An 11,239-nucleotide genomic window follows, 5' to 3' on the forward strand; every position below is an offset into this window, starting at 1 on the left:
TCCTCGATACGGCCCCCACCATGAGACAGTTATCAGGCCGAATTGTGGCGATATTTGGGCAATCCGGCGGGATTGGGTCTTTTTTACAGCCGTTCCATGACCAGCGCCGACCATTCGCCCAGATCCTCGCGGGCCTTCAGGCGGAAACCGGCCTCAAGATAGGCTGCGGTCACGGCCTCGGCCTGCACGACCAGCAGGCCCGACAGGATGACAAGGCCATTGCGGGCGACATGGGCCGCCATCGGCGGGGCCAGCTCGATCAGCGGGCCTTTCAGGATATTGGCGAAAACCAGATCATAGGGCGCGGCCTCTGCCAGACGCGGATGGGCAAAACCCGCCGCTTCCAGACATTCCAGCCGCCCGTCCAATCCGTTGATCGCCACATTGGCCTCGGCCACATCCACCGCCACGCGGTCGATGTCCGAGGCGATGATCAGCGCATCGGGCAGCACGGCGGCGGCGGCCAGCGCCAGAACGGCGGTGCCACAGCCAATATCGGCCACCTTGGCGGGCGCGAAGCCTGCCTCCACCAGCCGGTCAAAGGCGCGCAGGCAGCCCAGCGTGGTGCCGTGATGGCCGGTGCCAAAGGCCACTGTCGCCTCGATTTGCAGGGCGATCTTGTCCGCCGGCACCTTGTCGGCATCATGGCTGCCATAGACGAAGAAGCGCCCGGCCTCCACCGGCGCCAACTCGCGGCGCACATGGGCCACCCAGTCGATTTCCGGCAATTCAGAGAGGGCAAAGGGCTTGGCCTCGAACGCCAGCGCCAGCACTTCCAGCATCACCTCATTGGGCTTTTCGGTGAAATAGGCGCCCACTTCCCAAAGCCCCGAGTCATCCTCGATTTCAAAGACACCCACGCCCACCGGCGCCGGGTCCAGCTTTTCGATGGCCGCGCCAAGCGCTTCGGCGGCGTCTTCCCCCATCAGGGTGGTCAGGGCGGAATAGGTGGGCATCTGGGCGGCTCCTGTCTGGTCTGGCTCTGGCGATAGCCGGGCAGGGGGCCGGGGTCAATCTCTGCCAACATGCCAAGGCGTTTGCGGCAGGCAGGCGGGCTGCGCGAAGGCCCCCCGCGCAGCGCCCTATATATAATGTGTGCGCGATCACTCGCCGCGCGGGAAACGCTTGCTCTCTTCCAGCACGTTCAGGTCCATGTGATTGCGCATATAGCGCTCGGAGGCGGCGCGCAGCGGCTGGTAATCCCAGGGGAAATAGCTGCCATTCCTGAGAGCTTCATAAACCACCCAGCGGCGGGCCTGGCTTTCACGCACCTCGGCATCAAAACGGGGCAGATCCCAGCGGGCATCGGCCATGGCACGGAACTGCGCCAGTGTTTCGGCATGGGCCGGATCGGCGGCGAGGTTGCAGCGCTCCTCCGGGTCGGCTTCCAGATCGAAAAGCTGCTCCGGGTCGGCCATGCAGCGGGTGTATTTCCAGCGGTCCTGCCGCAGGCAGACCAAGGGGGTGATGCTGCCCTCGGCGGCATATTCCATCGCCACCGGGCTGCTGCGGGCCACGCCTTTGGCCAGCGGCACGAGGCTTTCGCCATCGGTCCAGGGCATGACCTCATCCATGGAAATGCCCGCGAGGTCACACAGAGTCGGCGTCACGTCGATGGTGCAGACCGGGGTTTCGATCCGCCCCGGCTCCAACCCCGGCGCGGCCATCATCAGGGGCACGCGGGCCGAGCCTTCAAAGAAGTTCATCTTGAACCACAGCCCGCGCCGCCCCAGCATCTCGCCATGATCCGAAACGAAGAAGATGATCGCCTCCTGCCGGGTGGCCTCGAGGGCAGCCAAAATCTCGCCGATCTTGTCATCGACGTAAGAGATATTGGCGAAATAGCCTTGCCGCGCGCGACGGATATGCTCGGGCGTGACCTCCAGCCCGCGCCAGTCGCAGGCATCCAGCAGGCGCTGCGAATGGGGGTCCATGTCTTCGTAGGGGATGGCCTCGGGCGCATCCAGATGGGCGCAATCCTCGTAAAGATCCCAGTATTTGCGGCGCGCCACAAAGGGATCATGCGGATGGGTAAAGCTGGCGCAAAGCGCCCAGGGCCGGGCATCCATGCCGCGCGACAGATCGTAGATCTTCTGCACCGCTTGGAAACACACGTCGTCATCGTATTCCAACTGGTTGGTGATCTCGGCCACACCCGCGCCGGTGACGGAGCCGAGGTTGTGATACCACCAGTCGATCCGCTCGCCCGGCTTGCGGTAATCGGGCGTCCAGCCGAAATCGGCGGGGTAGATGTCGGTGGTCAGGCGCTGTTCAAACCCGTGCAGCTGATCGGGGCCGACGAAATGCATCTTGCCGGAAAGCGACGTTTGATAGCCCGCACGGCGCAGGTGATGCGCGAAGGTCGGGATGTCCGAGGTGAACTCGGCCGCATTGTCATAAACCCGCGTCCGGCGCGGCAATTGGCCGGACATGAAGCTGGCCCGCGCCGGGGCGCAAAGCGGCGAGGCGGTATAGGCATTGGCAAAACGCACCGACCGCGCCGCCAGTTTCTTCAGGTTCGGCGCATGCAGCCAGTCGGCCGGGCCATCGGGGAACAGCGTTCCGGTGAACTGGTCCACCATCAGGATCAGGATATTGGGCTTTTGGGTCATCTGATGGGCCTTTCCACGTTGGGTCTATTCAAAACCCATATGCTATGCGATGAAAAGGGGCGGATTTTCGATATTTTGCATAAAGGTGGTTTATGCAACTGGACCCGGCGGCCCTGCGGGTGATCGAGGCGGTGGCAAAAGCGGGCACGCTGACGCGGGCCGGGGCAACGCTTGGCCTCAGCCAACCGGCGATCAGCTATCAGCTGCGCCGGGCCGAGGAGCATCTGGGGGTTGCCCTGTTCACCCGCCATCGGGGCGGTTGCCAACCCACCCCGGCGGGCGAGGTGCTGTTGCGCGGCTTGCTGCCGGCGCTGGCCCAGATCGACGCGGCCCTGGCCGAGGCGCAGGCCATGGCGCGGGCGCCCGCCCTGCGCATCCTCACCGATTTCGGCTTTGCGAGCCTCTGGCTCATGCCCCGGCTTGGCGCCTTTCGGGCCGCGCACCCCGAGATCGAGGTGCAGATCACCGCCGCGCAAGACAGCCGCAGCCCGCGTCCCGGCGAGGTGGCGATCCGCTTTGCCCGCAGCGGCGATTTACAGGGCTGGCTGTGGATGCCCGAGCGGGTGGTGCCGGTCTGCGTGCCGGCACTGGCTGTCGACAGCCACCCCGAGGCGCTGGCCCGCGCGCAGCTTCTGCATATCGACGCGCCCTCGGATGTGCGCTGGCTGACCTGGGCCGGGTGGTTTGCCCGCCATGGCCTGACCCGGCCCCGGCGCAGCGGCGAGCTGGGCCTGAACACTTACGAATTCGTCGTGCAGGCCGTGCTGGCGGGGCAGGGCGTGGCGCTCGGCTGGCGCCCGCTGATCGACCCGCATCTGGCCTCGGGTGCGCTTGTCCCGCTGGGCGAGGAGATCACCACCGAAGGGACCGGCTACTGGATCGAGGCGCCGGGGCCGGAAACGCCCGCCCATCGGGCGCTGTTCGGCTGGCTTCGTGACGGGCTGGCCTGATTGCGGCAATCCATGTCGCTGGGCCGCATGCCGCACCGGGGCAAGCGCTTAGCCTGACCGGGCAACCGGAGGCCCCCATGACCACGATCCGAACCGAATTTCCCCACAAGATCCGCGAAATCGAAGACCTGCGCATTCCGATGCCCGATGGCGTCACGCTTTCGGCCCGCGTCTGGCTGCCCGAAGATGCCGAGGCGCAGCCGGTTCCGGCGGTGCTGGAATATATCCCTTACCGCAAGCGCGACGGCACCTTGCCGCGCGACGAACTGATGCACCCCTATGTGGCGGGCCATGGCTATGCCTGCGTGCGGGTGGATATTCGCGGCAATGGCGACAGCGAAGGGCTGATGCTGGACGAATACAGCCAGCAGGAAATGGATGATGCGCTCAGCGTGATCGGCTGGCTGGCGGCGCAGCCCTGGTGTTCCGGCGCGGTGGGGATGATGGGCAAAAGCTGGGGCGGCTTCAACTGCCTGCAAGCTGCCTTCAACGGCCATCCGGCGCTGAAGGCGGTGCTGTCGGTCTGCTCCACCTCTGACCGGTTTGCCGATGACATCCACTTCAAGGGCGGCTGCCTGTTGGGCGAGAATCTGGGCTGGGGCGCGGTGATGCTGTCCTTCAGCTCGCGCCCCGCCGACCCGGCCTTGCGCCCCGACTGGCGGGCGGATTGGCTGAACCGGCTGGCGGCGCAACCCTTTCTGGCGCCGGTCTGGGCGCGGCATCAGGCGCGCGATGCCTATTGGAAACATGGCTCGATCTGCGAGAATTGGGCGCGGATGACCATTCCGGTGCTGAATATCGGCGGGTGGGCGGATAATTACCTCAACACGCTTGGGGCGGTGATGAAAAATCATCCCGGCTTGGGGCAGGGGCTGATGGGGCCCTGGGTCCATCAATACCCCCATACCGCCGTGCCGGGGCCGCAAATCGGGTTCCTGCAAGAGGCGATCCGCTGGTGGGATTGCTGGCTGAAGGGCATCCCGAATGGTGTGGCTGACGGCCCGCGCTACCGGGCCTATATGCTGCATTCGCAGCCGGTTTCCGCCGCCCCCGCGCATCGCGCCGGGCATTGGGTGGTGGAACCCGACTGGCCGCGCAGCGATCGGGCGAGCCTTGAGACCCATGACCTTTCGGCGCTGGCCGGGCGACAGGTCTGCACGCCGCAGCATCTGGGCCTGCATGCGGGCGAGTATTTCCCGATGGGCATGAATGCCGAATTGCCCGGCGATCAGTGCGGCGAGGATGCCATGTCGGTCTGCCTCGACCTTGACGCGCCGGGCGATCTGCTGGGGCGGCCGCGCCTGACGCTGACGCTGGCCTGCGACCAACCCTTTGCCCATCTGATCGCCCGGCTCTGCGATGTGGCGCCCGATGGCAGCTCTACCCGCATCACGCATGGGATGCTGAACCTGCGCCACCGGGACAGCATGGAGCATCCGAGCCCCGTGCCGGTGGGCGAGGATGTCACCGTGACGCTGGACCTCGACGAGACCGGCTATCGCCTTGCCCCCGGCCACAAGCTGCGGCTGGCGCTGTCGACGACCTACTGGCCCTATCTCTGGCCCTCGGCCAAAGCCGCAACGCTGACGCTGCGGGCGGGCCAGCTGACCCTGCCGCGCCATGCGGGCAGCACGGGCGACGAATGGCAGCCCGCCTTGCCCGAGACCGCCGCGCCATGGGCGCATCGGGTGATCCGCCCCGGCCATTCCACCCGCCGCATCGCGCAAGACCTGATCTCGGGCCATTGGGAGCTGATCGTGGAGGAGGATACCGGCGATACCGAGAACCTGAGCCACGGGCTGATCTCGGGCGAAACGCTGCGCGAGGTCTGGCGCATCCATCCCGATGATCCGCTGAGCGCGACGGTCGAGGTGACCTATGACCAACGCCTGTCGCGGGGCGAGTGGTCGGTGCGCACAAGGGCGGTTTCATCGCTCGAATCGGGGCCGGATCACCTGCACCATGCGGCCCGGCTGGAGGCTTGGGAGGGCGAGAATCTCGCGCTCACGCGCGAGTTCCACGACAACACCCCACGCGACCATGTTTAGGACGAAAGCGACCTTTGGCCTTGAAAATAGCAGTTTACGCATGGCGGCACTTGGTCGCATGCTAACGCAAACAACGAATGAAAACGCCACGACAGGGAGAACGACATGAAAGACGACCTCGCCAAACTGGTGGATTGGATCGACGCGGGCGGCCTCAGCCGTCGGGGCTTTCTGGGCCGGGTGTCGGCTTTTGGCCTTGCTGCGGCGCTTGGCTCGGCCATGTTGCCCGGTCAGGCCCGGGCTGAGGAACCGAAGAAAGGCGGCGTGCTGAAGATCGGTCTGGGCGGCGGTGAAAGCACCGATGCGCTGGACCCGGGCCTGGCCGACGGGCCGGTGGCCTTCAACGTGAACCGCCAATGGGGCGACACGCTGGTCAATGTGACGCCCGAGAAGGTGCTGGAATTCCGGCTCGCCGAAAGCGCCGAGGCGGGCGAGGGCAGCACCGTCTGGACCTTCAAGATCCGCAAGGGCGTGAAGTTCCATGATGGCAGCGAGATGACCGTGGAGGACGTGGTGGCGACCTTCAAGCGCCACTCGGACGAGAATGCCAAATCGGGCGCCTTCGGCATCATGCAGGGGATTTCCGACATCAAGGCCGATGGCGAGAATGTCGTTTTCACCCTGTCCACCGGCAATGCCGATCTGCCCTATCTGCTGGCCGATTACCACCTGATCGTGCAGCCGAAGGGCGGGGCCGAGAACCCGAATGCAGGCATCGGAACCGGCCCCTACAAGGTGAAAACCGCCGAACCGGGCGTGCGCTATGTCTTTGAAAAGAATGCCGATGACTGGGATACCAGCCGCGGGCATTATGACAGCGTCGAATTCCTCGTGATCAACGATGCCACCGCGCGCACGGCGGCCCTGCAATCGGGTCAGGTGCATATGGTGAACCGCGTCGATCCCAAGGTCGCAAAACTGCTGTCGCGCGCGCCGGGTGTGAAGGTGCGCACGGCCTCTGGTCCCGGCCATTACGTCTTCATCATGCATTGCGACAAGCCGCCCTTCGACAACAAGGATCTGCGTCTGGCGCTGAAATATGCGATCAACCGGCAAGAGCTGGTGGACAAGATCCTGGATGGCTACGGCTCGGTCGGGAATGATATTCCGATCAACAAATCCTATCCGCTGTTCGACGAGACCCTGCCGCAGCGTGAATTCGATCTGGCCAAGGCCGCCGAACATTACAAGGCCAGCGGTCATGACGGCAGCCCGATCGAGCTGATCGTGGCCGACGGGGCCTTCCCCGGCGCGGTGGATGCGGCGGCGCTTTTCCAGGCCACGGCAACGCAGGCGGGCATTCCGCTGGTCATCAAGCGCGTGCCGGATGATGGCTATTGGTCGGATGTGTGGAACGTCAAACCCTTCTGCGCAAGCTATTGGGGTGGGCGCCCGGTGCAGGACCAGATGTATTCCACGGCCTATCTCTCCACCGCCGACTGGAACGACACCAAGTTCAAGAACAAGGAGTTCGACGATCTGATCCTGTCGGCCCGCGCCGAAACCGACGAGACCAAGCGCAAGGAGATCTACGCGAAGGTCGCCCGCATCCTGTGGGAGGAAGGCGGCGTGATCTGCCCGATGTTCAACGATTTCATCGACGGTGTGTCGGAGACCGTGGCGGGCTGGGTGGATGACCCGAATCTGGAGCTGATGAACGGCTTTGCCTCGGCAAAGACCTGGTTCGCCTGATCCATGGCGCATCCGATTGTGAAACTGGTTGCCCAACGCCTTGCGTTGGGCCTCCTCCTGCTTCTGGCAGCCTCTGTCCTGATCTTCGTGGGCACCCAGATTTTGCCCGGCGACGTGGCGCAGGCCATTCTAGGCCAATCCGCCACGCCGGAAACGCTGGCCAATCTGCGCGAGGAGCTGGGGCTGAACGAGCCGGTGGTCAGCCGCTATTTCGGCTGGCTTTTCGGGGTGTTGCAGGGCGATCTTGGCACCGCGTTGTCAAACGGCCAGCCCATCGGCCCGGCGCTTGGCGGGCGGCTGGCGAATACGCTGTTCCTTGCCGGGGCGGCGGCAGTGATCGCGGTGCCCTTGGCTGTGCTGCTGGGGCTTGTCTCGGTGCGCTATCGCAACCGCTGGCCCGACAAGGCCATTTCGGCGGTGACGCTGGCCACCATTTCGGTGCCGGAATTCCTGCTGGGCTATATCGTGATCTATTTTCTGGCGGTGCAATGGCGCCTGCTGCCCTCGCTCGCCACCGTCTATGACGGCATGACGCTGGGCGAGCGGCTTTATGCCATTGGCCTGCCGGTGATCGTGCTGGTGCTGGCGGTTTTGGGCCATATGATGCGGATGACGCGGGCGGCCATCCTGAACGTGATGCAATCATCCTATGTCGAGACGGCCGAGCTGAAGGGCCTGCGCCCCTTCACCATCATCGCCCGCCATGCCTTTCCCAATGCCATCGCGCCCATCGTGAATGTGGTGATGATCAACCTGGCCTATCTGGTGGTGGGGGTGGTCGTGGTCGAGGTGGTCTTTGTCTATCCCGGCATGGGACAATATCTGGTCGATCACGTGTCCAAGCGCGATGTGCCGGTGGTGCAGGCCTGCGGGCTGGTCTTTGCTGGCGTCTATATCGGGCTGAACTTGATTGCCGATATTGTGTCGATCCTTGCCAATCCGCGATTGAGGCACCCGAAATGATGCGTTTGCCGCTTTCCGCACTGATTGGCCTTGCCTTCACCACGGCCTATTTCGCCGCCGCGCTGTTCGCGCCGCTGATCGCCCCCTATGGCATGGCCGAGATCGTCGGCGAAAGCTGGGAGCCCTCGTCCAGCCAATTCTGGCTGGGCACCGACAGCATCGGGCGCGATCTCTTGTCGCGGATGATCTGGGGCGGGCGCACCACCATCTTCGTCGCCACCTGTGCCACGATCCTGTCCTTTGGCCTTGGCTCCATCCTTGGCTTTTTCGCCGCCGTGCGGGGCGGCTGGGTCGATCAGCTTCTGTCGCGGCTGGTCGATCTGATGATGTCGATCCCCTCGCTGATTTCAGCGCTGGTGGTGCTGTCGGTCATGCCGGTCACACTGCCGATCCTCATTCTGGTGATGGGCATTCTGGACAGCACGCGCGTCTTCCGTCTGGCCCGCGCCGTGGCGGTGGACATTGCGGTGATGGATTATGTCGAGGCTGCGCGCCTGCGCGGCGAGAAACAGGGCTGGATCATCTTCCGCGAGATCATGCCCAATGCCCTGTCGCCGCTGGTGGCCGAGATGGGGCTGCGCTTCATCTTTGCCGTACTGTTCATCTCCACCCTGTCTTTCCTGGGTCTTGGCGTGCAACCGCCGATGGCCGATTGGGGCGGCATCGTGAAAGAGAACAAGGAAGGCATCGTCTATGGCATCCCCGCCGCGCTGATCCCGGCCTTTGCCATCGCCACGCTGGCCATCTCGGTCAACCTCGTGGCCGATTGGGTGCTGAACCGCACCTCCAGCCTGAAAGGAGGCCGTGGTGCCTGAAACATTGCTGGAAATCCGCGATCTGGTGCTGGAGGCGACCAGCTATCCGCCGGGCGAGCCGCCAAAAACCGTGACGCTGGTGCATGGTGTCTCGGTCTCGGTGGAAAAGGGCAAGGTGCTGGGGCTGATCGGCGAAAGCGGGGCGGGCAAATCGACCATTGGCCTGTCCTCCATGGCCTATGGGCGCGGCGGCGTGCGGATCACCGGCGGGCAGGTGCTGGTAAACGGGCGCGACATCCTGAAGATCGGGCCGGGGGGCCTGCGCAAGCTGCGCGGCAAGGAGGTCACCTATGTGGCCCAATCCGCCGCTGCCAGCTTCAACCCCGCCAAGCCGCTGATGGAGCAGGTGATCGAGACCACGCTGATCTCGGGCCAGATGACCAAGACGCAGGCCGAGGCGCGGGCGGTGGATCTGTTCCGCCAATTGGGCCTGCCCAACCCCGAAACCATTGGCAAACGCTTTCCGCATCAGGTGTCGGGTGGGCAGTTGCAGCGGGTGATGACCGCCATGGCACTGTGCCCGAAACCCGATCTGGTGGTGTTTGATGAGCCGACCACCGCGCTGGATGTGACGACGCAAATCGACGTGCTGGCGGCGATCAAACGGGCGATCCGCGAAACCGGCGTGGCGGCGCTGTATATCACCCATGACCTCGCGGTGGTGGCGCAGGTGGCCGATGACATCATGGTGCTGCGCCATGGCAAGACCGTGGAATATGGCAGTGTGCAACAGGTGATCGAGGCCCCGCGCGAAGATTATACCCGCGCGCTGGTCTCGGTCCGTTCGATCGACCATGCCGAGAAACCCGAGGCGCCGCCGCTTTTGTCGATTCAAAATGTGACCGCGCGTTACAAGGGCACCAACTTTGACGTGCTGAAAAACGTGAGCGTCGAACTGCCGCCGGGCCAGACCCTTGCGATTGTGGGCGAAAGCGGCTCGGGCAAATCGACGCTGGCGCGAGTGATCACCGGGCTTTTGCCCGCCACCCAAGGGCGCATCACTTTCGCCGGGCGCGACCTGTCGCCCAATCTGGCGGGGCGCTCGCGCGATGATCTGCGCGAATTGCAGATGATCTACCAGATGGCCGATGTGGCGATGAACCCGCGTCAGACGGTGGAAACCATCATCGGGCGCCCGCTGGAATTCTATTTCGGGCTCCGGGGCGCGGCAAAGCGCCAGCGCGTGCAGGAACTGCTGGACCAGATCGAGATGGGGCGCGGCTTCGCCGACCGCTACCCGGCCGAGCTTTCGGGCGGGCAAAAGCAGCGCGTCTGCATCGCCCGCGCGCTGGCCGCCAAGCCCAGGCTGATCATCTGCGACGAGGTGACCTCTGCCCTTGATCCGCTGGTGGCCGATGGCATCCTGAAACTGCTACTGAACCTTCAAGCCGAGGAGGGCGTGGCCTATCTCTTCATCACCCATGACCTTGCCACGGTGCGGGCGATTGCCGACCGGATCGCGGTGATGTTCAAGGGGCAGGTGCAGCGCTATGGCAGCAAATCCGATGTGCTGACCCCGCCCTTTGATGCCTATACCGACCTTCTGCTGTCCTCGGTGCCCGAGATGAAACTGGGCTGGCTGGAGCAGGTGCTGGAGACCCGGCGGATGGAAGCCGCCGGGAATTGAACCTCCCGGCCCTGCTGTCGGATTTTGGATATTTGAGCCAAGATGAAGCGCAACCGTTCCGCTTCATCTTGGCTCAAATATCCATCTTGGGCGCGGGCTATGCCGCTGTCATCCCGGCCAGCCGGGCGCAGAGCCGGTCAAAGGCGGCGCGGGCACGGGGCACGGTATGGCGGGCGCGCAGCCAGCCATGCACCAGCCCCTCATCCAGCAGCCATTCGGCCCGACCCCCGGCAGCGGTGATGCGCGCGGCATAGTCGCGCCCGTCATCGGCCAGCGGGTCACAGGCCGCACTCGCTACCACCACCGGGGCAGGCCGGCGAAATCGCTGTCATGCAGCGCGCCGATGGTCACATCGGGGGTCTCGGGTTCAGCGCCGCCATGGCGGGTGGCGGCATACCAGCGCACATCCGCCGTGGTCAGCATCGGGGCCTCGGCATGGGTCACATAGCTGCCCCGGCTGCGATCGCCGCCCAGTGCCGGGTAGATCAGCACAAGCCCCCGCAGATCGGCGCGCCCCCGCAGTGCATGGGCC

Annotated in this window: 9 protein-coding genes and 1 pseudogene; 6 read left to right on the forward strand and 4 right to left on the reverse strand. The window is 64.7% G+C overall.

The window, feature by feature from the left end; genetic code table 11:
* Positions 1 to 83: 83 nt before the first annotated feature.
* Together JNN06_RS00990 and betC are read right to left on the reverse strand one after the other, a co-directional pair.
* Complete coding sequence (locus JNN06_RS00990; RefSeq protein ID WP_291237730.1) at positions 84 to 956, reverse strand: 50S ribosomal protein L11 methyltransferase; 873 nt, start codon at positions 954 to 956, stop codon at positions 84 to 86.
* Positions 957 to 1,103: 147 nt separating this feature from the next.
* Positions 1,104 to 2,612, reverse strand: coding sequence for a choline-sulfatase (gene betC, locus JNN06_RS00995; protein WP_291237731.1), 1,509 nt, complete (start codon positions 2,610 to 2,612; stop codon positions 1,104 to 1,106).
* 92 nt (positions 2,613 to 2,704) lie between these two features.
* On the opposite strand from betC, the gene JNN06_RS01000 reads away from it, so the two are divergent.
* From JNN06_RS01000 to JNN06_RS01025, 6 genes are all read left to right on the forward strand, one after another.
* Positions 2,705 to 3,562: a LysR substrate-binding domain-containing protein gene (locus JNN06_RS01000; RefSeq protein ID WP_291237732.1), complete on the forward strand. Its 858-nt coding sequence runs from the start codon at positions 2,705 to 2,707 to the stop codon at positions 3,560 to 3,562.
* A 77-nt stretch (positions 3,563 to 3,639) separates the two neighbouring features.
* The gene (locus JNN06_RS01005; RefSeq protein WP_291237733.1) at positions 3,640 to 5,610 is read left to right on the forward strand and encodes a CocE/NonD family hydrolase; all 1,971 of its coding nucleotides are present in this window, start codon (positions 3,640 to 3,642) and stop codon (positions 5,608 to 5,610) included.
* A 105-nt stretch (positions 5,611 to 5,715) separates the two neighbouring features.
* Positions 5,716 to 7,302, forward strand: a complete 1,587-nt coding sequence (locus JNN06_RS01010) for an ABC transporter substrate-binding protein (RefSeq protein ID WP_291237734.1) — start codon at positions 5,716 to 5,718, stop codon at positions 7,300 to 7,302.
* 3 nt (positions 7,303 to 7,305) lie between these two features.
* Positions 7,306 to 8,265 carry an ABC transporter permease gene (locus JNN06_RS01015; RefSeq protein WP_291237735.1) on the forward strand — a complete coding sequence of 320 codons (960 nt, stop codon included), beginning with the start codon at positions 7,306 to 7,308 and terminating at the stop codon, positions 8,263 to 8,265.
* Positions 8,262 to 9,080 carry an ABC transporter permease gene (locus JNN06_RS01020; RefSeq protein WP_291237736.1) on the forward strand — a complete coding sequence of 273 codons (819 nt, stop codon included), beginning with the start codon at positions 8,262 to 8,264 and terminating at the stop codon, positions 9,078 to 9,080. The genes JNN06_RS01015 and JNN06_RS01020 overlap by 4 nt, the downstream gene beginning before the upstream one ends.
* The gene (locus tag JNN06_RS01025) at positions 9,073 to 10,707 is read left to right on the forward strand and encodes an ABC transporter ATP-binding protein (RefSeq protein WP_291237737.1); all 1,635 of its coding nucleotides are present in this window, start codon (positions 9,073 to 9,075) and stop codon (positions 10,705 to 10,707) included. Before JNN06_RS01020 ends, JNN06_RS01025 begins: the two co-directional genes overlap by 8 nt.
* 97 nt (positions 10,708 to 10,804) lie before the next feature.
* Here JNN06_RS01025 and JNN06_RS01030 read toward each other — a convergent pair whose 3' ends face one another.
* Positions 10,805 to 11,008: an alpha/beta hydrolase fold domain-containing protein gene (locus JNN06_RS01030; RefSeq protein ID WP_291237738.1), complete on the reverse strand. Its 204-nt coding sequence runs from the start codon at positions 11,006 to 11,008 to the stop codon at positions 10,805 to 10,807.
* A pseudogene (locus JNN06_RS01035) lies at positions 11,002 to 11,239 on the reverse strand (esterase); the annotation flags it as partial. The gene JNN06_RS01030 and the pseudogene JNN06_RS01035, both read right to left, overlap by 7 nt.

This window comes from Gemmobacter sp. (genome assembly GCF_016792925.1).
In the GTDB taxonomy this organism is placed as follows: domain Bacteria; phylum Pseudomonadota; class Alphaproteobacteria; order Rhodobacterales; family Rhodobacteraceae; genus Gemmobacter.

Bases quoted from the DNA above. Each gene is read 5' to 3' on its own strand.
- JNN06_RS01010 (WP_291237734.1), top strand. From the start codon at position 5,716: ATGAAAGACGACCTCGCCAAACTGGTGGATTGGATCGACGCGGGCGGC.
- JNN06_RS01000 (WP_291237732.1), top strand. From the start codon at position 2,705: ATGCAACTGGACCCGGCGGCCCTGCGGGTGATCGAGGCGGTGGCAAAA.
- betC (WP_291237731.1), bottom strand. From the start codon at position 2,612: ATGACCCAAAAGCCCAATATCCTGATCCTGATGGTGGACCAGTTCACC.
- JNN06_RS01020 (WP_291237736.1), top strand. From the start codon at position 8,262: ATGATGCGTTTGCCGCTTTCCGCACTGATTGGCCTTGCCTTCACCACG.
- JNN06_RS00990 (WP_291237730.1), bottom strand. From the start codon at position 956: ATGCCCACCTATTCCGCCCTGACCACCCTGATGGGGGAAGACGCCGCC.
- JNN06_RS01015 (WP_291237735.1), top strand. From the start codon at position 7,306: ATGGCGCATCCGATTGTGAAACTGGTTGCCCAACGCCTTGCGTTGGGC.
- JNN06_RS01005 (WP_291237733.1), top strand. From the start codon at position 3,640: ATGACCACGATCCGAACCGAATTTCCCCACAAGATCCGCGAAATCGAA.